Origin of the sequence: Actinopolyspora sabaoui (assembly GCF_051225635.1) — a bacterium.
Lineage (GTDB): Bacteria > Actinomycetota > Actinomycetes > Mycobacteriales > Pseudonocardiaceae > Actinopolyspora.
Window position 1 is genome coordinate 217,160 of sequence record NZ_JBMIHH010000006.1, and the last position, 23,364, is coordinate 240,523.

A 23,364-nucleotide genomic window follows, 5' to 3' on the forward strand; every position below is an offset into this window, starting at 1 on the left:
GTGTCGGCACTACCATGACGGCATGGCCTCGGACGATGCTCTGGGCGATGCGCGCGCCCGGACCTCGACGGAGATCGATCCGGTCGATATCGGTCTGCCCGTCGAGCCGGTGCGCGCCGCGCACGGCGCGCCGGTCGTCGAGCACATCCGCGCCGCGCTGGACGCCAGGACCAGGACGCTGCTGGCACACGATCCGGGGACGCGTACGGGCTCGGACCCCGAGGACCTGCATCGGATGCGAGTGTCGGTTCGCCGGATGCGGGCCGTGCTCAAGGCCGGTCGGAGCTGGCTCGAACGGGACTGGTGCCGAGCGCTGCGGGCCGAGCTCGGCTGGCTGGGGCGCGGCCTGGGGCCGGTTCGGGACCTGGACGTCCAGCTGGCCGGGCTTCGCGGAGAACGCGAGGAGTTGGACGAGCCCGAGCGGGCACCGGCGACGCGACTGATCGACGAATTGGCCGCGCGGCGCGAGGCCGCCCGCACGGAACTGCTGAGAATGATGCGTGCCGAACGCTATCGGCGCTTGCTGCGGTCACTGGGCGAGGCGGTGGACGGCGGCCCGCCGACCGCCTCGGCTCCGCCCGCCGAGTCCGATGCGCTTTACGAGCTGGTGCGTGACGGCGTACGAACCATCGAACGCGCTGTCGATCGACTGGGGGATCCGCCGACGGACCAGCGACTGCACGCGCTGCGGATCGCGGCCAAACGACTCCGCTACTGCGCGGAACTGGCGGTACCGGTGTTCGACGGGGTGGTCGGAGAAGTGCTGGCCGCCGCGGAGAAACTGCAGGACGTGCTCGGTGTGCACCAGGACGCGGTGGTGGCCGAGGAGTGGCTGTGGTGGTTGACCCACGGCGACGGGCAGGGGACGGAACCGGCGACCGCTCTGACCACCGATCCCGAGGCCGTGTTCGTGGCGGGGCGACTGGCCGAGCGAGCGCGGGCCCGGCGGGTAGAGCAACGCGAGGCCTGGTGGCCCGCCTGGCGAGCTCTGCGGCGGTTGGAGCTGTAGCGGGTCTTTACTTACGGCGATGGGATGGCGTCAATTTCTCGCGAAATTGACGCCCCGTCGATGTCGGGCCCCGTCGATGTCGGGCCGTCGATGTCGACGCCCAGCTGATGTCGTGGGGTCCCACGGCGAGAGCCCCGCGAGAGTTTCCGCCAATCGAGCTGACCGGGCACCGCGTCGAACCCGGTCTCGGAGTCGCCTCCGCTAGTCGGCGAGACGCCGCGTCGCGGCTTCGACCCGCTCGTCGGAGGCTGTCAGTGCCACCCGCACGTGCTGCTCCCCGGCGGGGCCGTAGAACGTGCCCGGGGCCACCAGGATTCCGCGTCGAGCCAGCCAGTCCACAGTGCTCCAGGCATCCGTGCCACCGCTCGCCCACAGGTAGAGTCCGGCCTCGGAGTGGTCGATCCGGAACCCGGCGCCCTCCAGCGCGGCCCACAGCCGCTCACGCCGCGCACGATAGCGCTCGTACTGCTGCCGCACGTGCTCGTCCTCGCCGAGCGCGGCGGTCATGGCCTCCTGCACGGGTCGGGGCATGATCATGCCCGCGTGCTTGCGCACTTCCAGCAGGTTGCCGACCAGCCGCGGATCACCGGTGACGAAGCCCGCACGGTATCCCGCGAAGTTGGAGGTCTTCGACAACGAGTGCACCGCCAGCACCCCGTCCGGGGACTCCCCGGAAACCGCCCGGTCCAGTACGGACACGGGCCGGATCCGCCACCCCAGGTCCAGATAGCACTCGTCGGAGGCCACCACGGCACCGACATCGCGTGCCGCGCGCACCGAGTCGGCCATCGTCGCGGCACTGTCGACCCGCCCGGTGGGATTGGACGGCGAGTTCAGCCACACCAGGGCGGTCCCGGCGGGCGGGGCCTGCCCGGGAGCCAGCCGAACGATCTCGGCGCCTGCCAGGCGGGCTCCCACCTCGTAGGTCGGATAGGCCAGTTCGGGAATCGCCACCACTTCTCCGGGACGGACTCCCAGCAGGGTGGGCAGCCAGGCGACGAACTCCTTGGAACCGACGGTGGGCAGCACGGCTTCCGTGTCGAGCCCGGTCACACCGTGCCTGCGCCGCAGGGCTTCGACGGCGCTGGAACGGAGCTCCGCCGTGCCGTGCGTAGCCGGGTAACCGGGCGAGTCCGCCCCGGCGGCGAGGGCTTCACGCAGCACGGGCGGCACCGAGTCGACGGGGGTGCCCACCGACAGGTTGACCACGCCGTCGGGATGCGAACGCGCCAGCTCACCGGCCGAGGCGAGCGAGTCCCACGGGAACTCGGGCAGCCGGGGGCCCCGCGGCTCGGGCGATGACTGCCCGGTTACCGCGACACCGCCGGACAAACCGTCGACACTCATTCGCCCTGCGGGGGCAGGCTGGAAACGGGCTCGACGTCCTTGTTGACCTTGCCCACCTTGGCGGCGCCGCCCGGTGAACCCAGGTCGTCGAAGAAGTCCACGTTGGCCTGCGTGTAGGCGGCCCACTCGTCGGGCACGTCGTCCTCGTAGTAGATGGCCTCCACCGGGCAGACCGGTTCACAGGCACCGCAGTCGACGCACTCGTCCGGATGGATGTAGAGCATCCGCCCGCCCTCGTAGATGCAGTCGACGGGGCATTCCTCGATGCATCCCTTGTCGAGCACGTCGACGCAGGGCTCGGCGATCACGTAGGTCACGATTGCTCTCCTGCTTGGTACGTATTCTCGTCCCGCGCCGGTTCTCGCGCGGCTGACGCCAGTATCTCTCGGAAGCGCCCCGTACACATAGGTGGTTCCACAGCGCGGGAGCCACGACGAGGGTACTCGGCCTCGCATACGCCGGTAAACGGCCACGCGCCGTAGCGAGCCCGTGAGTGCTCAGTCGGTTGACAACCTACCGTGCTTGTTGATCCATTTGCTCGCCTTCCTCGCGATGCCACGCAACGCGGCTCGTTCTCCCAGGTAACCGCCCACGACGCCGACCACGGGCAGCGAGCCGAGCACCTCGTGGTGCAGCCTTCCCTGCGGGCGTGCGTCCAACGCGGCGTGCACCTCCCAGAGCGCGCGTGCCATTCGCCACACCGCCCGTGCGAGCGCCCGGGGACGGGAGCGCCGCCCGCTCGTCAGTTCACCGGTGAGCTCGGCCGCCCGCCGCTCCTCGGCCCGCTGCTGCTCGGTACCGCCGCCGGCCGCGACTTCGCGGGATATATCACGCCCGAGCATCACGTACGCGATCATCCTGACCTGCTCCGTCCGGTCGTGCATGCCGTGTTCACCGGCAACGGCCACGAGGACGAGTCCTTGCGCGACCGTTCCCAGCGCGTTGCGCAACGGCAGTTTGGAAGTGATCACCCCGCCGAAGCGGGGCAGCCCGACGATCGCGGCGAGGAATCTGCCCACCCGCAGCGACCACCAGTCGCAGCGTTGCGAGACGGTCATCGCGTCCCAGGCCGAGCTGCCGGGAAGCCGCATGCCGTCGAGCCTGCGCAGCAGGCTCGCGGTGTTCTTCCGACGGGAACCGCCCGCCACGTCCGCACCTGTCCGGTGGTCCTCCACCGGTTCGAGCTCGCCGGTCGTCCGGCCGCCCGCTCCTTCCTCCCCGGCGCGGAGGTCCTCCCCGGTGGGTTCCGGGGCGAACCTGCCGCGCAGCCGGAACGGGTCGGACTCCCGCAGCGCACGCAGCACCGGACCGCAGGCACGCACGAACGGCCGCAGCACCTCGGCGAGCCGTTCGTCGGTGATCACCTCGGTCACGGCGACTCACCTCGCACCCGGCGGAGCGTTCCGCACGATGCCGATCATGGCCGCGGCGGGCAGCACCCCGGCCGCGATCAGCAGATAGGTGCGCCAGTCCTGCGCGGGCAACAACACGTCCCCACCCGGCCCGAACACACCCAGCACGAACACGGTGAGAAACCACACCAGCACCGGCGCCCAGCAGGCCGCCCCGTTCGCGGTGCTCTTGGCAGCCACCGCCACCAGCAGCGGATTGGTCACTGCCGCCACGGCAGCGGTTATCGGGAACTGCACGGGCCCCAGGTAGGAGGGCAGGAAGAACAGTTCGATGATCGCGAGCAGCAGCGCGTCCAGCGCCAGCAGTGCGATCAGACCGTGCTCCGGCTGTTTCGTGGTGTGCTCACTCGTCATGGCTTCCCGCCTGTTCAGAGATCGCGGGGCGCTCCGAGGGAGTGTCCAGCCCGGCGAACAGATCCGTGCTCGGCGCAGCCTCGCCGCTGCCCAGTGTGTAGTACTCGGTTGTCGACACCGGCTGGCCGATCCCGTTGGACAACGCGTAGGCAGCCGTGCCGCCGCTCTCGGACGAATCACCGGTCCAGACCCGTACCTGGGTGCGGTGTGCCCGCAACGCCGCGAGTTTGGCGGGTAGCTGTTCCGCGACATCGAGCGAGGTGGTGATCTCGTCGGGCTCCACGGCCGGGAGTTCCGCGGCGTCGGGCAACGGGAACGGCACCTCGGCGGACTCGCCGAGCCGTTCCAGGCCCGCGCGGAGATCGGCCACGGACCGAACGGCGTAGAACAGCCTGCGCACCTCGGGCACCCGTCGGGTGGCCGCCACGGTCAACTCGTGCGCCCGCACGTGGTCCGGGTGGCCGTAGCCGCCGTCCGAGGCGTAGGTGACCACCACCTGGGGGCGGACCTCGCGCAGCACTGCTTCCAGCTGGGCGGCCTGCTCGGCGGGATCGCCCGCCACCAGTGAGCGGGGGTGGCTTCGCGGCCCCGCGGTGGCGGTCTTGCCGTGTTCCTGCCACACCATCCCGGAATCGCGCCAGCGCCCGATCCCGCCGAGGAAACGCTGCTCGGTGACGCCGAGCGAGGCGCAGGCCCGGCGCAGTTCGTCGATACGGTAACCGCCGAGCTGATCGGCCCCGTCGGAATCCAACCCGCGCAGCTCTTCGGGAATGATCTCGCCCTCCTCACCCAGCGTGCAGGTGACCAGGGTCACCCGCACTCCGGCGGCCGCGTAACGGGCGATGGTGCCGCCGGTCCAGAGGGTCTCGTCATCCGGGTGCGCGTGTACCAGCAGCAGACTCGGTTCAGTCGTCGATGTCACCGGTCCAGGTTAGGACTCCCCTGCTCCCCACCGGAGGCAACCGGCCGCCGAGCCGCTCACGGCGGGACAGCTCACGGCAGGGTGGCGGGCTGGTGCGAAGCGTGCGAGGTGATCAGGCTCACCACCCGGTCCTCGGGTGAGAACTCGCCCTCGCGCCACAGGCGGTCGGCGGCCACCAACGGAGCCGAGGAACTGATTTCGGCCGCGACACCTGCCGCCGCCAGTCGATCGGTGGCGGCGCGGAGCTCCGCCTCGGAACAGGCTACCGCCGTACCTCCGGACTCGCGCAGCACTCGCAGGGACATGACCGTGCCCTGCGGGTTGCCGATCGACGAGGCGAGGCTGTCGGGATCGACCGACTGTTCGGGCGGCAGTTCCAGATTCCCACGCAACGCGGTGGACAACGAGGGGTAGCGCTCCGCGGCGATCATGCGGGGCGCGCGTCGGACGATGCCGAGTGCGTGCAGCTCCCGGAACCCCAGCCACAGTCCGGCGAAACCGTCTCCCCGGGACACGGGCACGATCACCGCCTCGGGGGAGTCGTCGAGTTCCTCGACGATCTCGTAGGCCATCGTCTTGTAGCCTTCGATTCCCGCCCAGTGACTGGCGACCGGGACGGTGGAGGTGTTGGTGAGTACCGCCCAGCCCTCCGCCGCGGCTCTGTCGCGAAGCAGCTCCCACCGCTGGTCGACGTCGGCGGCCGGGAGCACTCGACCGCCGTGCAGCTCGATGAGACCGCGCCACAGGTCGGGCATCCCGGGGGCGGTGACCACGACACAGTCCAGTCCCGCCAACGCGGCATAGGCGGCGGCCGAGACCCCGGCGTTGCCGCTGGAGGCCAACGCCACCGTGCCGTACCCGTGTTGTGCGGCGCGGGAAACGGCTGCGCTGTAGAACCGGTCCTTGAAACTGCCGGTGGGATTACGGCGCTCGTCCTTGAGCAGCATTCGGTGGGCGCCCTCGTGCGCTCCCGCCGCGAGCGGGACGAGGGGTGTGCCGCCCTCCCGCAGGCTCACCGCGTGTTCGCGCGCCACCGGCAGCAACTCGCGGTAGGACCACATGCCTTCGCGCCTGCTCACCCAACGACGTGCCAGTTCGACGCCGTCCACCCCGGTGAGATCGTGCTCGGCCAGCATCGCGGCGGGTACGCCCTCGCTCCGGCAATCCGGACAGCCCTCGGTGTCCTCGCGCGGTTCGCCACGCGCACCGCACCGGACGCAGCGCAGCCCGACAAGTACGGGAGCGCCGGAGGAATTCCCGGCGGGCTCGTACGGATCCGAATCCGCGATCACTGTGGCCAAGACGGTTCGCTCCCTTCGGCTTGACGCTCCCGGTCAACCTATCCGGCCGGGCAGTGCGGGACCACCGGGTTTTCGGGCGACGCCCGCGGGAGGTTCCGCCGAGCGAGCACCCGACAACCCGACCGGAAAACTTCGATCAAAGGATCACCAGTCGTAGCTCTCACCGGGTGCTCCCACCCATTCGCCCGCACTGCTGAACGGACCGGCGAATCCGGGACCGTCGTGCACTCCGCTGACCTCGCGGCGCACGGCGAGCACCTGCGCTTCCTGGTAGAGCGGCAGTGCGACGGCCTCGGACCACAGTGCGGGCTCGACCCGCTCGGAGGCCCGCCGGAAGGGAACCTCTCCGCTCGTGGCCGCCTCGATCGTCGGCTGCAGCAGTTGGTCGCAGAAACCGACCATGTTGAACCGGCTCGTCCGTCCGGTGTCGGGATCCACCGCGGGACAACCCCATTGCGCGGCCATGGTGGCGGCGGGATCGGTGTTCACCGGCCGGGAGACGACCGAGAGGTCGATACCGGCTGAGCTCGGCGGGTCCTGCACATCGGGGTCCGTGGTGAGCATGGTGCGGTAGAGCTCATCACCTTTGGGAGTGACAACGGTGGTCCGGATGTCCTGCTCGTTGAGCTGTTCCGCGACGGAGTTGGCGATCGCCTCGTGGGAGTCCTCCCGGAACTGGGCGGCGATGACCAGGTTCAGCGGTGAGCCGTCCCGCACCCAGCTCCCACCGTTGTGCTGGTATCCCGCCTCGGTGAGCAGCTGCTCGACGCGTTTCGGCGCGGGACCTTCCGTGTACTCACCGGAGGGTTCGGTGGGAACATAGCCGGGTTGGGAGGGGGCCAGCACCTGGGCATGCGCGGGAAGGTTCGCGGCAGGGCCGCCGCCGGTTCCGGTGTCGATCAGCTCCTGCCGGTCCAACGCGGCCAACACGGCTCGGCGCACCCGGACGTCGTCGAGCTGTGGGCTGTTCGGCCGCAGTAACAACGTGCTGGTCACCGGCCGGGGCATCGTGGTCAGCTGGACGTCCTCACCGAGACCGCGCAGCGCCTCCATCGTGGCGGCGTCGGCCGAGAACATCCCCACTTGCACGTTCCCACTGCGCAATGCGGTTATGTTCTCGGCCCGTGCCGCCTTGCGCAGCACGATGCGGTTGGACTGGGCGGGCTCGCCCCAGTAGCGCTCGTTGCGCATCAGCACGACCTCGCCACGGTCGAGGTCGAACGTGCGTATGGCGAACGGTCCGCCGGAAGCGGGATAGCCGTAGTCCAGGGTGTCCGCCCATCCGCCGGGGGCGTCCTTGAGCAGATGCGCGGGCAGCAGATGGTCGAACAGCGACTTCCAGCCCGGATAAGGCTTGTCGAAGGTGACGCGCACGGTTTTTCCGCCCTGGCGGGACTCCACGTCCGAGATCAGCCGGTAGCCCACCGGGTTGATCACGCCGGGCTGACTGCGGAGCTGTTCCCAGAGGTAGACGAAGTCCTCGGCCGCGATCGGCGCACCGTCCGACCAGCCGGCCGCGGTGCGAATCCGGTAGCGCACGGTGAAGTTCTCGGCGTCCTCGACCACCTCGGCCGATTTCATCAACGTCTCGTTGAGCACCCGCTCGCCGTTCTTGCCGGGAACGAAAACCGAGGGGAGCATGAGCTCGGCCAGAGCGTCGGTGACCGGTGACTGGTCGGCCAGCACGTGCGGGTTGAAACCGCCGCGCAGTTCATCGACGCTCGCCACCACGACCTTGGGCTTGGGCGGTTCGGTCGGGGGTTCGGAGCTGGGACTGGGCGAGGTCGACTCGACCAGCGGCGGTGGCGGCGCATTCGTGCAACCCGCGAGCACGGTCAACGAGACCAACAGCAGTGAAACGACGGGAAGCACACGACGCCGAGTTCGGTACACGCTGGACGAACCTCCGTTGCGGATCCGGCCGGAACCACGACCCTCATGGACGCCCCCTGCGTCGAACGGCGTCGCTCTGCCCGCCGCCCCGCCGTCACGTGGTTCCGAACGGACACGACCATGCCACATTCCGAACCGGTTCCACCGGGCGACTCCGCGACGTGGCCGGCACGGGCGCGGAGCCCCCTGCCGGCCACCCTCGGACCGCCGGGCTCGCGCCCGGAACGGCGTTCGGTCTCAGCCCTGCGAGTCCCTGGACTTGGCCCGGGAGCGTTCCCTGCCGCGTTGGGTGCCGTCCAGGGTGACCTTGCGAATGCGCAGCGCCTTGGGGCCCACCTCGACGCACTCGTCGGCGGAGCAGAACTCCAGCGCCTCCTCCAGGCCCAGCTTGCGCGGGCGGGCGAGCCGTTCCAGCTCCTCGGAACCGGCCGAGCGCATGTTGGTGAGCTTCTTCTCCTTGGTGACGTTGAGGTCCAGGTCCTCGGTCCTGGGGTTCTCCCCGACGACCATTCCCTCGTAGACCTCGTCACCGGGCTCGACGAAGAAGGTCCCCCGGTCCGACAGCTGCATCAGGGCGTAGTTGGTGACCGGACCGGTGCGGTCGGCCACGAGCGAGCCGCTGTTTCGGGTGCGCAGTTCACCCGCCCACGGGTAGTAGCCCTCGAAGACGTGGTTGGCGATTCCCGCTCCCCTGGTCTCGGTGAGGAACTCGGTACGGAAACCGATCAGTCCGCGTGCGGGCACCACGTAGTCGAGCTTGATCCGGCCGGTGCCGTGCCCGTCCATGGTCTCCATCCTGCCCTTGCGGCTGGCCAGCAACTGGGTGACCGCACCCAGGTGTTCCTCCGGAATGTCCAGGGAGAGGCGTTCGAAGGGCTCGTGCAGTTTGCCGTCGATGGTCTTGGTGACCACCTCGGGCTTGCCCACGGTGAGTTCGAAGCCCTCCCGGCGCATGGTCTCCACCAGCACGGCGAGGGCCAGCTCGCCACGTCCCTGCACTTCCCAGGTGTCCGGGCGTTCGGTGTCCACGACACGCAGGCTGACGTTGCCGACGAGCTCGGAGTCCAGGCGGTTCTTGACCAGGCGGGCGGTGACCTTGCTACCGCCGTTGCGCCCGGCGGTGGGCGAGGTGTTGGTGCCGATGGTCAACGAGATGGCGGGGGCGTCGACCGTGATGCGCGGCAGCGGATCCGGCTGCTCCGGGTCCGTGAGGGTGTCACCGATGTTGATGTCGGGAATCCCCGCGATGGCGACCAGGTCTCCGGCCGAGGCGTAGTCGGCGTTGACCCGATCCAGGTTCTCGGTGACCATCAGCTCGGTCAGCCGTACCTTCTCCACGCTGCCGTCCTCGCGGCACAGCCCGACGGTCTGTCCCTTGCGCAGCTCGCCCGCGTGGATCCGGCACATGCCGATCCTGCCCAGGAAGGAGGACGCGTCGAGATTGGTGACCAACGCGCGCAGCGGAGCCTGCGGATCCCCCTTCGGGGCGGGCACGTGCTCGAGCAGGGTGTTGAACAGCGGTGTGAGGTCGTTCTCGGGGACCTCACCCAGCGCCGGGGCGGTCATGTCGGAGCGCCCCGCCTTCGCGGAGGCGTAGACAACGGGGATGTCCAGCACCGACTCGTCGGCACCCACCTCGGCTGCCAGTTCGAGCAGCAGTTCGTGGGTCTCGTCGACCACCTCGGCGACCCTGGAGTCCGGCCGGTCCACCTTGTTGACGACCAGGATCACCGGAAGCTCGGCCGCGAGGGTTTTGCGCAGCACGAACCTGGTCTGCGGCAGCGGCCCCTCGCTGGCGTCGACCAGCAGCATGACGCCGTCGACCATCGACAGGCCACGTTCCACCTCACCACCGAAGTCGGCGTGGCCCGGTGTGTCGATGACGTTGATGGTCGTCGACCCCTCCGGGGTGACCCGCCGGATCGCGGTGTTCTTGGACAGGATCGTGATGCCCTTCTCGCGCTCCAGGTCATTGGAGTCCATCACGCGGTCAACGGGCTCGGTGCGCTCGGAGAACGCGCCGGACTGCCGGAGCATGGCATCCACCAGGGTGGTCTTGCCGTGGTCGACGTGCGCGACGAGCGCGATGTTGCGCAGATCGGTACGGGTGCGCTGGTTCGGGCTGGCGACACTGGTGGCGGACACGCAGGAACTCCTGGCTGTCGTACGGGTCGTGGTAACGGTTTCGTTTCGGAAACCACCCGGATGGTTCGCCCGCGACGGAACCGGCGGGTGTGGCCACCGGGGATTCGAATTCGTGATCACACGCCAGCGGCGTGCTCCCCTCCGGCGGCCTGCTTCTTCTCCCCCAGGATAGTGCACCGAAGCGGTCATTCGGTCGTGTGGCTCGACACCATCGGCCAACGGTTGACCCAACAGGGTTAGGTTCGCCTATCCTCACCCTTGACCGCCGCCTTCGCAGGAGGACCACGTGGGGAAGAAGAAGGACACCGTCAAGGTGAAACGAAAGTGCTGTCACTCGAAACCGGCGTGCAAAACCTGCCCGATCGTGGTGCTACGCGAAGCGCTCCGGGAGTCTAAGGCGGCGGAGACCGAAAAAGTCCGAAAGAAGAAGAAAAAGAAGGATAAGACGGCTGCCATCGAAACCACCGAGCAATAATCTCCCCTTCGGGACGGTCCCGACGCGGAGCACCCCGCCCGGGTTCCGTCATCCGCATCCCGGTAGCCGCATCCCGGTAGCCGTATTCCAACGAGCGGACTTATCACGTCCGGAACGCGAAACGGGGCCGCTCACCCCGTAACCACCCCGGAACCCGACACCGTGCTGACGGTGCCGCGAACCGAGGGGCCCGTCCACTACTCCGCCGTAGTCAGATGATCGGCGTAATCGGCCAGCTCCGGGATGGTCCGAAGCGCCTGGAACTCGATCACCTCCTGCCTGGCCACCTTGTGCACGACGAACGGATCGGTCGCCAGAATGGCGTCCAGCTGCCCACGCGACATCGACCGCGCGATGATCACTCCGCCGCTTCGGGGATGCCGCCTTCCCGAAGCCACGAAGTCTCCGGAGTCTTGATGATGGGACAGCCATTCGGAATGATCCTGCAACAGCGCGTCCACATCCGACAACGGGGCCGTGTAATGCACCAGAACTACGTACATTCTTTCACGATAACGCCGAGCGACGATCGAGGCGAGCAACATCACCAAACGCCACACTTCTCGACCAACCGGAAGAACATTCCAGACAAATCCGAATTCTGATCGCAAATCCTTTTCGGGTTATTTTGGATCATGTTTCGCTCCTTCGGCAACCATGATCGCCCACAGCGAGTCGAGCAGTAGCCGATCGGCCTCCAGCCACTCCAATTCCGCCAACCGGGAGAGCTCGATCCAGCGCAGCGCCCGGTGCTCCACCGGAACGGGTGAACGCGCCCCCACCGCGAGCCGTGCCCGCCAAACCCGCAGCAGCATTCCGGAGTCCGCCGACAACGGAATGTCCGTTCCCACTCTCCCCAGCGGAACCACCTCGGTGGCGAGCTCCTCGCGGCACTCCCGCACCACCGCCTCCGGCTCGCCCTCACCCGGTTCGACCCTGCCGCCGGGCAGTTCCCAGCTGCCCGCGTGGTGAGCGGGATAACGCCGCTGCTGCGCGAGCAGCATCCCGTCCTCGACGAGCGCGGTACCCACCACGACCGGTCCGGACGCCCATTCCGCGACGAGTTCCCGCACCGCGGCGAGATAGGCGCTCACTCGCCCGTACAACCACTCCGGAACGCTTTCCCCCGCCAGGTGAACCTCGCAACGGGAGCGGTTACCCGTCGCACGCTCCTGCGGGGCGAACTCCAGCAGAGCCGAACCACCGACCTCGGGCGAGTCGAGGCGTAACCGCAGACCTGCCTCGTCGGCACGCAGCACCGTGCCCGTCGCGTCACTTTCGCCGCCCGCGTCACCCGCGTCACCCGCGCCGACGGCGAAGGGAACCCGATCTCCGGCCAACAACAGCTCCCCCACCGCCTCGGGCGCCCGTTCCGCTGTCGCGCCGAGAAAGCCGGTGACGGTGCGGGTGTGCCGCAGCGCGGCGGCGACCACGTGGACGGGAGCGTCGAGGGTGAGAGCGGATTCCGGCACGCCCGGAATCCTGCCCGCCCCGGTGCGGGACGGCCTCTCCGGGGCGAGAACGCCGTCGGAACACCGACAATCCGCCGCATCCGAATCCGGTCGGCACCCGTCTCCGGTCACCGCCTTCGCCCGGGCAGGCGAACCTCGAACCGCGCTCCCCCTTCCGGGGAAGTTCCCACCAGTGTCGAACCGCCGCGCCGTCGTACCACTTCGGCGACCAGCGCCAACCCCAGTCCCGAACCACCGCCGTCGCGCGCGCGGTCGGGTTCGGCACGGTAGAACCGTTCGAAAACGTGAGGGCGGTGCTCCGGTGCTATGCCCGGCCCGTCGTCGTCCACGAGCAGCCGCGCGCCCCGCGAGGTCGGCAGTACGGAGACACGCACGACCACCCGCGCGTAACGCAGCGCGTTCGCGACGAGATTGTCCAGCACGGTGGCGACCTCGGTGGGCGTGGACCACACGGTCACGGCGGACAGCGGTGTGGCCAGTCGCACCCTGGTCCCGGTACCCGCCGTGTTGGACCGGTCAACCACCAGGCGCGCCGCGGCCACGAGTTCGACCGGTCCCCCCTCGGGGGGTGTCGCGGTGTCCGAGCGCGCCAACGCCAGCAGCCCCTCCACCAGTTCGGAGAGGCGCCGGGCCTCCTGCTCGATCTGCCGCAGCGTCTCCTGAGCCAGTTCCGGATCGGGGTGAACCACCGCGACCTCCGCCTGGGCCCGAATCGAGCCCACCGGATTGCGCAGTTCGTGCGCCGCGTCCCCGGTGAACCTGCTCACTCGCTCGGTCTCCGCGTCACGCCGGGCGAGCATGTCGTTGGTCGCCCGCGCGAGCGAGCGCAGCTCGTCGTCGGCCTCGGGCAGCGGTAGCCGCTCCCCCGCAGGCAGCCGCGCGGCGGCCAGCCGCATCCGACGCACCGGGCGAAGCGCTCCGCGTACCGCCAACCAGGTAGCCGTACCCACCAACAGCGCGACCACCAGCGAGCCGAGCCCGAGCACCCGGTTCGCGGTGGTGCGCACGTCTCGATAGGCGGACAGGTCCGTCCGGGCCAGCACCAGCAGGGGTTTGCCGCTCGGAGCCGCCACCACGCGACCCACCCAGCGCACTCCCGCACCGGAATCACCGGTTCCGCCGGATCTGGTGACACCCCTGCCCGCTTTCAGGCTGTTGATCTCCCACGGTCGCAGCGCGGTGGCTCCCCCGCCGTCCACCGGGCTGCCCGCCGTGTCCAGCACCCGGATGCCGTCCCCGGCGACACGGCCGGGAGCGGTGCCCTCGGTCAGGCTCTCCGCCGCGGTGCGTGACTCGGTGCGAAGCCTCGTGTCCACCGACTCCAACGAGAGCAGCCCGATGAACGCACCACTGATGGACACGATCACGGCCAGCCCGAGCAACGAGGCGAACACGGCGGCGACGCTGGTGCGGAACTGCACGGTTCGCCGCCTCCACCAGGCACCGGGACCACGACCGGCCCCGAACCGGAATCGGCGTCTCATGAGGTGACGCGCCCCTCGTGGCGGGCGGGACCTTCGTTACGGGCGGGACCTTCAGGGCGGGCGGGAACAGCGGTGCCGGGGCCGGCCCGGCGTCGTGCCTCACGCATCGTTCATCCGGTACCCGTGGCCGCGCACGGTCTCCACCAACTCCCCCGCGCCGACGGCGTCGAGCTTGCGCCGCAGATAACCCACGTAAACCTCCACCACGTTGCGGGTGACCTGCTGGTCGTTGCCCCACACCACCTGCAGCAGGTCCTCCTTGGTCAGCACCGTGCCCGGGCGGCTCGCCAACGCCACCAGCAGTTTGTACTCCCTGGGGGACAACGCGATCGGATCACCGGCCCAACTGACCTTGCGTCCGGAGCGGTCGATCTCCAGTTCACCGACCCGGAGGCTGTCCTGCCTGGCGGGGGTGTCCCCTCTGCGGACGAGCGCGCGCACCTGTGCGGTCAGCACCACGAACGAGAACGGTTTGACCACGTACCCGTCGGCTCCCAGATCCAGCCCGTCGGCCTGGTCGAACTCACCGTCCTTGGCCGAGACCAGCAGCACCGGGGTGTGCACCCCGCGATGCCGTAACCGCTCCAGCACCCGGTAGCCGGACAGGCCGGGAAGCAACACGTCCAGCAGAATGACGTCGAACGATCCCGTCGCGCCCAGCCGGAGCGCTTCGTGGCCCTCGGCGCAGACGGTGACCTCCATACCTTCGGCGGACAAGCCGCGACGCAACGCGGTCCGGACACCCGCTTCGTCGTCGACCACCAGTACTCGGACGGGAGTGCTCTCATGGTTCACGACTCTCAGCATGCCCGCGACACCATCGGCAACGCATCGCACTCCCGGTTTCCATCGCGGAAGTCGGCACGATCCGCGGGGAACCGGATCCGGATGGCGGGCCCGACCCACCGGGTGCCCCGACCCACCGCGTGCGGGGCCCCACCGCGTTCGGGCCCCACCGCGTGCGGGGCCCCGGCACACGCTCCCGACGGGAGCAGCGGAACCGTATTCTCAGGATCATCTCAGCGGGAGAGGTGCAAGGTGGGTATCGACCGCAAGGAATTCGAAGGGAATCGGATGAGACGCAAAAACATCGCGCTTACCGCGTCGGCCGGAATCGCCGCCGGAGCGCTCGGACTCACCTCCATGACGCTTCCCGCGGGCGCGCAGAGCCCCCAGCTTCCCCAGGTGTCCGCCGACGAGCTGCTCGCTTCGGTGATGGAGTCGGATCCACCGGCACTCTCGGGCAGGATCACCGTGCACAACGAGCTCGGGTTACCCGCACTCCCCGGAGCGGGTGAGGCCGGTGAACTGCTCTCGGGCGGCGAGAAGTCGATGCGGGTCTGGTACGACGGCCAGCAGCGGCAACGGATCTCGATGTCCGACGACAGCGGTGAGACCACCGTGGTCAACGACGGCAACACGATCTGGAAGTGGGACTCCGCCGAGCGCACCGTGGTCAAGTACTCCCACGCGGACTCTCCTCGCGAGGAAACCGGGACGAAACGTCCGGACGCGGACACCCCGGCGGACCCCTCGGAAATCGCCCAGCGGCTCGTCGGCAAACTGCGGGAGACCAGCACCGTGCAGGTGGACGGCACCGCGAGCGTCGCCGGGCGGGACGCCTACGAGTTGGTGCTGACGCCGAAACCGAACGAGCGCACCAAGCTGCGTGAGGTCCGGATCGCCGTGGGAGCCGAGCATCGGATTCCGCTTCGGGTGGAGGTCAACACCAACGGTTCGAGCGACCCCGCACTGCGGGCCGGGTTCTCCGAACTGAGCACGGGCGAGCAGAAGGCGGAGCTGTTCCAGTTCACCCCGCCGGAGAACGCGGAGGTACGTACGCCCGAAGAATCCGAGGAGCGGGGTTCCGCCCCCTCCGGGGAGTGGGGCTCCGAATCCGGCGACGGGAACCGCCCACGGATCGAGGGAACCGGCTGGGACACGGTGGTGCTGAGCCGGCTGCCGGAGAACGCGATGCGTTCGTCCGCCGGCGATGGTGAACGGTCCGGATCCGGTGCGGACGAAGCAGGCGGAACCGGTGTTCGCGCCATGGCCGAACGCATGGGATCGCCGGTCAGCGGATCGTGGGGCAACGGCTGGGTGATCAACACTTCGGTCGGCTCGGCGGTGCTGACGTCCGACGGCCGGGTGGCCGCCGGTGCGGTTCCGCAGCAGGTACTGATCGAGGCATTGCGGGACTCCTGATGACCGGACCCGCTGACACCGCCGAGGCGGGGGTTACGAGCGCCCCCGCCTCCGGGCGGGACGACTCGGAGCTCGCACTGCGCACCAACTCGCTACGCAAAACCTACGGCGGGACCGTGGCGGTCGCCGATGTGGACCTGTGGGTACCGCGCGGTGCTGTGGTCGGCATGCTCGGTCCGAACGGCTCGGGCAAGACCACCACGATCCGGATGCTGTTGGGGCTGACCGAACCCTCCTCCGGCTCGGTAGAACTGCTCGGACACCGCATGCCGGACCAGAGCGGTGGTGCGCTGCCGTCGGTGGGAGCCCTGGTGGAAGGACCGGGATTTCACCCCTTCATGTCCGGCAGGCGAAACCTGCTCCGCTGCGCCGCCATGGAGCCCGCGCTGTACGGTGCGGACGTAACCACGGCGGTGCGGCAGGCACTGGAACGGGTGGGGCTCGTCGAGGCCGCCGGACGCAAGTACCGCTCCTACTCGCTGGGCATGAAGCAGCGGCTCGGGCTGGCCGCGGCGCTGCTCGTGCCGCGCGAGCTCGTGGTGCTCGACGAACCGACCAACGGCCTGGATCCGGCGGGTACCAGGGAAGTACGCCGAATCATCGCGGAGTTGCACGCGAGCGGGACGACGGTGGTGGTCTCCTCACACCTGCTGTCCGAGGTGGAGGCGACCTGCACCCACGCGGCCGTACTACAGGCCGGCTCGCTGATCGCCCAGGGCGAGTTGGCGACCCTGCTGGAGTCCGGCGGGCCCAATCTGCTGCTCAGGGTTTCCGACAACGATTCGGGGCTGGAAGCACTACGGCAGAGCGGCATACCGGCTCGCGTGGAGCAGGGGGAGCTACGAGTGGAACTGTCCGAAACGGACGCACCCGAAGTGGTCGCGGCACTGGTACACGCCGGGATCGGGGTACATGAGGCCCGCCGGGACCGTGCGGGTCTGGAGGAGATCTTCGCTCGACTCACCGAGGGGGAGCACTCATGACGGGAACGGCCGCACGAGTCGAGCTGCCGTCCGGCATCCGGCAACGCGCTTCGGCACCGTTCGGACGAGTGGTGGGTTCCGAACTGAGTTGGATACTGCACCGGCCGCGCAATCTGCTCGCGCTGCTCGGGCTGGCGGTGATCCCCGTCCTGATCGGAACAGTCCTCGCGATCACCGGAGGGCCTTCCGGCGGCACGGGACTGTTCTCGGCGGTCGCGGGCAACGGACTGGTCCTTCCGGTACTGGCTCTGATGCTGACGCAGAACCTGCTGTTGCCGTTGATCACCGCGATGGTGGCCGCCGACGGACTGGCGGGCGAGGCGGCCAACGGTACGTTGCGCGGGCTGCTGCTGGCACCGATCGGCAGGGTGCGGCTGGTGGTGGTCAAGGCGCTGGGCGTGCTGCTGATGGTGGTACTCGCCGTCGGTGTCGTCGCGTTGAGCGGAGTGCTGACCGGACTGCTGATCGTCGGAAGCGACGGTCTGGTGACCCTGTCCGGCACCACTCTCCCGCTGGGGGAGGCACTTGGCAGGGTCGCACTGGCCACGGCCTGGTGCGCGGTGCAAATGGCCGCGGTCGGCGCCATCGCGCTGGCGATATCCGCGACCACCGAGCACTCGCTGCTGGTACTCATCGCCACGGTGGGGGGGTTGATCGTGTTCGGGGTGCTGGAGGCCATCCCGGCTCTGGAGTGGCTCAAACCGATCTTCATAACCGCCGACTGGTACTCCATCAGCGATGTACTGAGCGATCCGATCCGCTGGAACAATCTGGTGGACGGGCTGTGGCGCGCGGGTTGCTACACGCTGGTGGGCTTTTCGGCGGCGGTTGCACGGATGGCCACCAAGGACACCTGACCCGAGCGCGACGAAGGTTTGTCCGTAGTGGGGCGGCGATTTCGCGGGAAATTGACAACGACCGGGCCGTACCGTCCCACATCCCCCAAGATTTCCCGAGCGGAAAATCGACGCCGTCCCAACAGGCTCAGCGACGTCGTGAGTCGGCGGCCGTGGCGGAACGGTCGCCGACGAACAGCCGGTTGGTTCGATCAGCGGACAGTTGGTTCGATCAGCGGCCGGTTGTCACCCGATAGAACACGAGCATCGCTCGGATGGCCGTAGCAACGCGCTACTCCGAATTGCCAACCTGCTCCTCGGCGTCCCGCAGTCGACAGAGTAGGCGGACCGATGGTCGCTTTCACCTACCCGGAGTTCTACCTGCCCCACCCCGCCCGGCTGAATCCGCACCTGGAACGTTCCCGCAGGCACAGCACCGAGTGGGCGGAGCGGATGGGCATGTTGGAAGCTCCCAAACCGGGAGGTGGTGTGATCTGGGACCGGCAGGCGCTGGAGAAGATGGACTACGCGCTGATGTGCGCCTACACCCATCCCGACTGTGACGGGCCGATGCTGGACCTGATCACCGACTGGTACGTGTGGGTGTTCTTCTTCGACGACGACTTCCTCGAGCAGTTCAAGTACTCCCGGGATCCGCGCGGCGCACAACGGTACCTGGACCGGCTGGACCTGTTCATGCCCGAGGAGGACCAGCAGGCCCCGGAACCGGCCAACGCCGCTGAGGCCGGCCTGCACGATCTCTGGCAACGCACCGCACCGTCGATGTCTAGCGGTTGGCGCAGGCGATTCATCCGCAGCACCCACAATCTGATGGTCGAGTCGATGTGGGAGCTGGACAACATAACCAGGGGCAGGATCGCGAATCCGATCGAGTACATGCAGATGCGGCGCAGGGTGGGGGGTGCACCGTGGTCGGCCAACCTCGTGGAGTGCGCCGTCAAGGCGGAGCTACCTGACCACATCACCGCTCTTCGTCCGATCGAGGTGCTGTCCGACAGCTTCTCGGACGCGGTGCACCTACGCAACGACCTGTTCTCCTATCAGCGGGAGGTCGCCGAGGAAGGCGAGAACTCCAACGCGGTGCTGGTGTTCGAACGATTCCTGGACTGCGCCACCCAACAGGCGGCCGAGCTGGTCAACGACCTGCTGACCTCACGACTGCAACAGTTCGAGAACGCGGCGCTGCACGACGTGCCCGCGCTGTTCGCCGACCACGGTCTTCCCGTCGACGAGCAGGCCCGAGTGGCGGCCTACGTCAAAGGGCTGCAGGACTGGCAGGCCGGTGGCCACGAATGGCACGCCAAGTCCAGCCGCTACACCAACGAACAGCTCGAATCCCGGGACAGCCCGGTGTTGGGGGTGCTGGGAGGTCCGAACGGACTGGGAACCTCGGCGAGCGGGCTCCACACCTCCACCGCGGTGATCGGATTGGCGCACCGCTCACGGCAGCACTCCCACCAACCGTTCGAGCGGGTGGGACCGCTCCCCCTCCCCGAACTGGACATGCCCTACGCCTTCCGCACCAGTCGACACATCGACACGGCGCGTGCCTACGCGGTCGACTGGGCGCGCGGTGTGGGAATGTTCGACTCGGTGCCCGGGGTGGAGCTCGGTGGTGTCTGGGACGAAGAGCGTTTCGTGAATCTGGATCTGCCGCACTGCGCCTCGATGATCCACGCGGACGCGGAGCTGGACCAGCTCAAGCTGTCCTCGGACTGGCTGGCCTGGGGGACCTACGGCGACGACTACTTCCCGCTGGTGTTCGGGGCCACCCGCAACGTGACGGCTGCCAAGCACCAGGACGCACGGCTCCCGGCCTTCATGCCGTTGGACATGAGCGGCACACCGGAGCCGAACAACCCTGTCGAACGCGGCCTGGCCGACCTGTGGCAACGCACCGCCACACCGATGTCCCCGGCGGCCCGTGGCGAGTTCCGCGAGGCCGTGCTGGACATGACGTCCAGTTGGGTCTGGGAACTGGACAACCAGACGGCCAACCGGATACCGGACCCGGTGGACTACATCGAGATGCGTCGTAGGACGTTCGGTTCGGACATGACCATGAGTTTGTCCCGGCTCTCGGCGGAGAACTCGATCCCGCCGGAGATCTACCGCACCCGCACGCTGCGGGAGCTGGACACCGCCGCGCAGGACTACGCCTGCTTCGTCAACGATCTGTTCTCCTACCAGAAGGAGATCGAGTTCGAGGGCGAACTGCACAACATGGTGCTGGTGGTGCGCAACTTCCTGGGAGTGGACCAGCGACGTGCACGGGATGTCGTGGGTGAACTGGCCAATTCCCGAATGGCCCAGTTCCAGCACATCATCGCCAACGAGCTGCCCGGCCTGTACGAACAGTTCGAGCTGGCTGAGGACGTGCGCCGCCAGCTGGAGCGTCACGTGGCGGAGCTGCGGGACTGGATGTCGGGCATTCTGGAATGGCATCGCCGCTGTGTGCGCTACACCGAGGCCGAACTGCGGCGTATCGCCAACCCCTTCGGTTTCGGCTTCGGACCCACCGGTCTGGGAACCGCCGCAGCCCGGATCGCCTGACCGGGAATTTCCAACGGTTGTACCCACTCGATGTCGGAACTGCCGTGATGCGCTGGCGACAGAAGGCTGGGCCGGGCACACCCCGGAAACCAATCGCGCCGGTGTGAACTCGCTCCAGCCCGAGCGACCCGAGTCACCGGGCCGTACTACGTGTCGGTGATCAGGGCCGTCCCGCTCGGATCCAGGGTCAGCGTCACCTCCTCGTCGACGTGGGGCACGTCGTCGAGCGAGGTGACGGCTTCCAGCGAGTCGAGCCACGGCGCGTCGGGCACGGTCACTGTCACGCGAACGTGGTCGTGCCGGTGGACCCGTTCCCGCACCACGGCGCGCCGCTGCCCATCCGGGGTCCCATCCTCAGCGGGCGCGGCCCGCAGCCCCGTCGCACGCAGTCCGATTCGGACGGTCCCCGAAGGACAATCCGAGGGACGAGGCACCGTACCGAGTTCGCAGCGGATCGTCTCGCCGTCGGCGTGCCCGGACAGCACGGTGCCGCAGCCCAGGAAGCGGGCCACCTCCTCGGTCGCGGGCCGGTGCCAGAGGCGCCACGGCGTGTCGAGTTGTTCGATCCGCCCCGCCACGAGTACCGCTGTCCGGTCGGCGAGTGTGAAGGCCTCGTCGTGGTCGTGGGTCACCAGCACACCGGTCATCCGGTTCAGATCGAGCAAACGTGCCAGATCCACGGCCAGCCGCTCCCGCAGCCTCCGGTCCAGCCCGGAAAGCGGCTCGTCCAGCAGCAGCAACCGGGGTTCGGCCGCCAGCGCCCGTGCCAGCGCGACCCGTTGCGCCTGCCCACCGGACAACTCGGTGACCCGTCGATCCTGATACCCGACCAGTCCGACCAGTTCGAGAAGTCGACTCACCGTGTCGCGGCGCTCGCGTCTGCCGACCGATCGCATCCGCAGCGCGAAGTCCACATTGCCCGCCACGTCGCGATGCCTGAAGAGCTGGCCGTCCTGGAAGACCATGCCGAAACCACGGCGGTGCACCGGAACCCCGGACAGCTCGAGCCCGTCGAAGGCGACCCGTCCGGCCGAAGGACGTTCCAGCCCGGCCACGCTTCGAAGCAGGGTGGTCTTGCCACAGCCGGAGGGCCCCAACACGGCCAGCACCTCACCGCGCGGCACGCGAAGGTCCACAGCGGACAGTGCCGTGGTGCCGCCGTAGCGCACCGTCAGCCCTTCCAACCGCAGGCCGTCGTCCGGCTCACGGCGGGTTTCCGGGACCGCCGTTGTTTCCGAGGACCCGAGTACGGAACGCATCAGAACTCTCCCGACGAATCGGAACGCAGGGTTTCGATGATCAGCACCGCCCCGGCGGTGACCAGCATCAGCAGTGCACAGGCCGCATAGGCCATCTGGGTGTTCAGTTCGCCGGGGCGGCTGAGCAGCGTGCTGATCGCCACCGGAAGTGTCGGTGCTTCCGGACGGGCCAGGAAGCCGGTGGCGCCGAACTCGCCCAGTGCCACGACGAAACCGAGGCCCGCGGCGGTCACCACTGCCCGCCCCGCCAGCGGCAGGTCCACCTCCCGCCGAATCCGCCACGGTCCGGCTCCCAGCGTCGCGGCGGCGGCACGCACCCGTGGATCCACCGAGCGCAGGACCGGCAGTATCGTTCTGATCACCAGTGGCGTGATCACCAGGGCCTGGGCGAACGGCACCAGCAGCGGCGAGGTCCGCAGATCACCCGGCAGCACGTGCAGCGTGACGAGGTAGCCGAAGCCGACCGTGACGGCGGAGATCCCCAGCGGCAGCATCAGGGCTGCGTCCATGAGTTCCGCCGCCCACCGACTGCGCAGACTCGTCAGCACCAGGCAGGCGAGCACTCCGAGCAGCAACGACATCCACGTGGCGTCGGTGGCGGCACGCAGCGAGTTCCACGCGGCCTGCCATCCCGAGACGTCCAGTACTCCGCCGGTGCCGGACAACGCCCGGTAGCCTGCCAGACTCCAACCGCCGCGCGAGTTCACCGAACGCACGAGCAGGGCGATGATCGGAGCGGTCAGCGCGCCGAGCACGACGACCGCGCAGCCCACCGGTATCCACTCGAGACCGCTCGGGCGTCGTGCGGCGGCTCGTGACCGGTGCGGTGCGAGCGCGTTCTCCCTGCGTCCCCGGGCGATCGCGGCTACGGCCAGCGCGGCCAGCACCGCCGCGAACTGCAGCAACGACAGCGCGGCCGCACCGGACAGGTCGAGCAGTCGCACGGTGCGCAGGTAGATTTCCGTTTCCAGCGTCCGGTAGCGTCCGCCGCCCAGTACCAGGACCACGCCGAAGCTGGTGGAGCAGAACAGGAAGACCACCGCCGCGGCCGACCAGAGTGCGGGGCGCAACGCGGGTAGCGTCACGGTGCGGAAAGCACGGAACGGTCCGGCCCCGAGACTGCGGGCCGCGTCGGTCGCTCTCGGGTCGAGCTGGGTCCACAGCCCGCTGACGGTCCGGGCGACGACGGCGATGTTGAAGAACGCGTTGGCCGATACGATCGCCCACGCGTTCGGCTCGGCGGTGCCGAGCAGGGCGCGAAAGGCCATCCCCACCACCAGGGTGGGCAGTACGAACGGGACGGTGATCAGGGCTCGCAGCAGTGCCTTTCCCGGCACGGGCACCCGAGCGAGCAGGTAGGCCAGCGGCATTCCCGCAGCGACCGCCAGCAGGGTGGAGGCCGCCGCCTGGCCGAGGGTGAAGGCGACGATCCGCCAGGTTTCCGGAGCGGTCAGCACCTCGTCGAGGCCCGAGCTCAGTCCGAGGCGCAGGATGGCTGCCACCGGCCACGCGAAGAACACACCGAGAAAGCCGAGCACCAGCGCCGCGCCCACTGTGATGAACGCGGCGTGCCCGCGCGGACGTGCACGGGAAACCGGAGTGCCGTCGGCCCTGGCCCTGTTCAATGAGGCACCGTTCAATGAGGCACCGTTCAATGAGGCACCGTTCGCCGTTGCCCGGCTTCCCGACTCCC

At 68.8% G+C, this 23,364-nt stretch carries 20 protein-coding genes; 6 read left to right on the plus strand and 14 right to left on the minus strand.

Features of this window, described 5'->3' with window-relative positions; translation table 11 throughout:
* The first annotated feature begins 22 nt into the window (after nucleotides 1–22).
* Nucleotides 23–1,009, plus strand: coding sequence for a CHAD domain-containing protein (locus ACOQFL_RS13405; RefSeq protein WP_435544470.1), 987 nt, complete (start codon nucleotides 23–25; stop codon nucleotides 1,007–1,009).
* Nucleotides 1,010–1,210: 201 nt separating this feature from the next.
* Here the strand turns inward: ACOQFL_RS13405 and dapC are convergent, their stop codons facing one another.
* The 8 genes from dapC to typA all read right to left on the minus strand — a co-directional run bounded on the left by dapC (nucleotide 1,211) and on the right by typA (nucleotide 10,383).
* The gene (gene dapC, locus ACOQFL_RS13410) at nucleotides 1,211–2,356 is read right to left on the minus strand and encodes a succinyldiaminopimelate transaminase (protein WP_435544471.1); all 1,146 of its coding nucleotides are present in this window, start codon (nucleotides 2,354–2,356) and stop codon (nucleotides 1,211–1,213) included.
* Nucleotides 2,353–2,673 carry a ferredoxin gene (gene fdxA, locus ACOQFL_RS13415; RefSeq protein ID WP_092625686.1) on the minus strand — a complete coding sequence of 107 codons (321 nt, stop codon included), beginning with the start codon at nucleotides 2,671–2,673 and terminating at the stop codon, nucleotides 2,353–2,355. The genes dapC and fdxA overlap by 4 nt, the downstream gene beginning before the upstream one ends.
* A gap of 180 nt (nucleotides 2,674–2,853) precedes the next feature.
* Entirely contained in the window at nucleotides 2,854–3,729 is an 876-nt protein-coding gene (locus ACOQFL_RS13420; RefSeq protein ID WP_435544472.1) for a hypothetical protein, read from the minus strand.
* A 6-nt stretch (nucleotides 3,730–3,735) separates the two neighbouring features.
* Complete coding sequence (locus ACOQFL_RS13425) at nucleotides 3,736–4,122, minus strand: hypothetical protein (protein WP_435544473.1); 387 nt, start codon at nucleotides 4,120–4,122, stop codon at nucleotides 3,736–3,738.
* Nucleotides 4,112–5,044, minus strand: coding sequence for an N-acetyl-1-D-myo-inositol-2-amino-2-deoxy-alpha-D-glucopyranoside deacetylase (gene mshB / locus ACOQFL_RS13430; RefSeq protein WP_435544474.1), 933 nt, complete (start codon nucleotides 5,042–5,044; stop codon nucleotides 4,112–4,114). The genes ACOQFL_RS13425 and mshB overlap by 11 nt, the downstream gene beginning before the upstream one ends.
* A 71-nt stretch (nucleotides 5,045–5,115) precedes the next feature.
* On the minus strand, nucleotides 5,116–6,336 hold the full coding sequence (locus tag ACOQFL_RS13435) for a threonine synthase (RefSeq protein ID WP_435544689.1): 1,221 nt from the start codon (nucleotides 6,334–6,336) through the stop codon (nucleotides 5,116–5,118).
* 153 nt (nucleotides 6,337–6,489) lie between these two features.
* Nucleotides 6,490–8,238: an ABC transporter family substrate-binding protein gene (locus tag ACOQFL_RS13440; RefSeq protein ID WP_435544475.1), complete on the minus strand. Its 1,749-nt coding sequence runs from the start codon at nucleotides 8,236–8,238 to the stop codon at nucleotides 6,490–6,492.
* A gap of 237 nt (nucleotides 8,239–8,475) precedes the next feature.
* The gene (gene typA, locus ACOQFL_RS13445; protein ID WP_435544476.1) at nucleotides 8,476–10,383 is read right to left on the minus strand and encodes a translational GTPase TypA; all 1,908 of its coding nucleotides are present in this window, start codon (nucleotides 10,381–10,383) and stop codon (nucleotides 8,476–8,478) included.
* A 286-nt stretch (nucleotides 10,384–10,669) separates the two neighbouring features.
* Between typA and ACOQFL_RS13450 the strand changes: the two genes are divergently transcribed.
* Nucleotides 10,670–10,858, plus strand: coding sequence for a hypothetical protein (locus ACOQFL_RS13450; RefSeq protein ID WP_435544477.1), 189 nt, complete (start codon nucleotides 10,670–10,672; stop codon nucleotides 10,856–10,858).
* Nucleotides 10,859–11,055: 197 nt separating this feature from the next.
* On the opposite strand, the gene ACOQFL_RS13455 is transcribed toward ACOQFL_RS13450, so the two are convergent.
* The 4 genes from ACOQFL_RS13455 to ACOQFL_RS13470 all read right to left on the minus strand — a co-directional run bounded on the left by ACOQFL_RS13455 (nucleotide 11,056) and on the right by ACOQFL_RS13470 (nucleotide 14,621).
* A complete protein-coding gene (locus tag ACOQFL_RS13455; protein ID WP_435544478.1) occupies nucleotides 11,056–11,361 on the minus strand; it encodes a YciI family protein in 306 nt (101 codons plus the stop codon).
* Nucleotides 11,362–11,481: 120 nt separating this feature from the next.
* Complete coding sequence (locus tag ACOQFL_RS13460; RefSeq protein WP_435544479.1) at nucleotides 11,482–12,330, minus strand: (deoxy)nucleoside triphosphate pyrophosphohydrolase; 849 nt, start codon at nucleotides 12,328–12,330, stop codon at nucleotides 11,482–11,484.
* Nucleotides 12,331–12,437: 107 nt separating this feature from the next.
* Entirely contained in the window at nucleotides 12,438–13,751 is a 1,314-nt protein-coding gene (locus ACOQFL_RS13465) for a sensor histidine kinase (RefSeq protein ID WP_435544480.1), read from the minus strand.
* A 162-nt stretch (nucleotides 13,752–13,913) separates the two neighbouring features.
* Entirely contained in the window at nucleotides 13,914–14,621 is a 708-nt protein-coding gene (locus ACOQFL_RS13470) for a response regulator transcription factor (protein WP_435544481.1), read from the minus strand.
* Nucleotides 14,622–14,888: 267 nt separating this feature from the next.
* On the opposite strand from ACOQFL_RS13470, the gene ACOQFL_RS13475 reads away from it, so the two are divergent.
* The 4 genes from ACOQFL_RS13475 to ACOQFL_RS13490 all read left to right on the plus strand — a co-directional run bounded on the left by ACOQFL_RS13475 (nucleotide 14,889) and on the right by ACOQFL_RS13490 (nucleotide 20,412).
* A complete protein-coding gene (locus tag ACOQFL_RS13475) occupies nucleotides 14,889–16,019 on the plus strand; it encodes a LolA family protein (protein WP_435544482.1) in 1,131 nt (376 codons plus the stop codon).
* Nucleotides 16,019–17,002 carry an ABC transporter ATP-binding protein gene (locus ACOQFL_RS13480; RefSeq protein WP_435544483.1) on the plus strand — a complete coding sequence of 328 codons (984 nt, stop codon included), beginning with the start codon at nucleotides 16,019–16,021 and terminating at the stop codon, nucleotides 17,000–17,002. Before ACOQFL_RS13475 ends, ACOQFL_RS13480 begins: the two co-directional genes overlap by 1 nt.
* Nucleotides 16,999–17,859: an ABC transporter permease subunit gene (locus ACOQFL_RS13485; protein WP_435544484.1), complete on the plus strand. Its 861-nt coding sequence runs from the start codon at nucleotides 16,999–17,001 to the stop codon at nucleotides 17,857–17,859. The genes ACOQFL_RS13480 and ACOQFL_RS13485 overlap by 4 nt, the downstream gene beginning before the upstream one ends.
* A gap of 330 nt (nucleotides 17,860–18,189) precedes the next feature.
* Nucleotides 18,190–20,412 (plus strand): terpene synthase family protein, encoded by a 2,223-nt coding sequence (locus tag ACOQFL_RS13490; protein WP_435544485.1) that lies wholly within the window; start codon nucleotides 18,190–18,192, stop codon nucleotides 20,410–20,412.
* A 146-nt stretch (nucleotides 20,413–20,558) separates the two neighbouring features.
* On the opposite strand, the gene ACOQFL_RS13495 is transcribed toward ACOQFL_RS13490, so the two are convergent.
* Nucleotides 20,559–21,671, minus strand: coding sequence for an ABC transporter ATP-binding protein (locus tag ACOQFL_RS13495; RefSeq protein WP_435544486.1), 1,113 nt, complete (start codon nucleotides 21,669–21,671; stop codon nucleotides 20,559–20,561).
* The gene (locus ACOQFL_RS13500; RefSeq protein WP_435544487.1) at nucleotides 21,671–23,296 is read right to left on the minus strand and encodes an ABC transporter permease; all 1,626 of its coding nucleotides are present in this window, start codon (nucleotides 23,294–23,296) and stop codon (nucleotides 21,671–21,673) included. The genes ACOQFL_RS13495 and ACOQFL_RS13500 overlap by 1 nt, the downstream gene beginning before the upstream one ends.
* Between the last annotated feature and the right edge of the window lie 68 nt (nucleotides 23,297–23,364).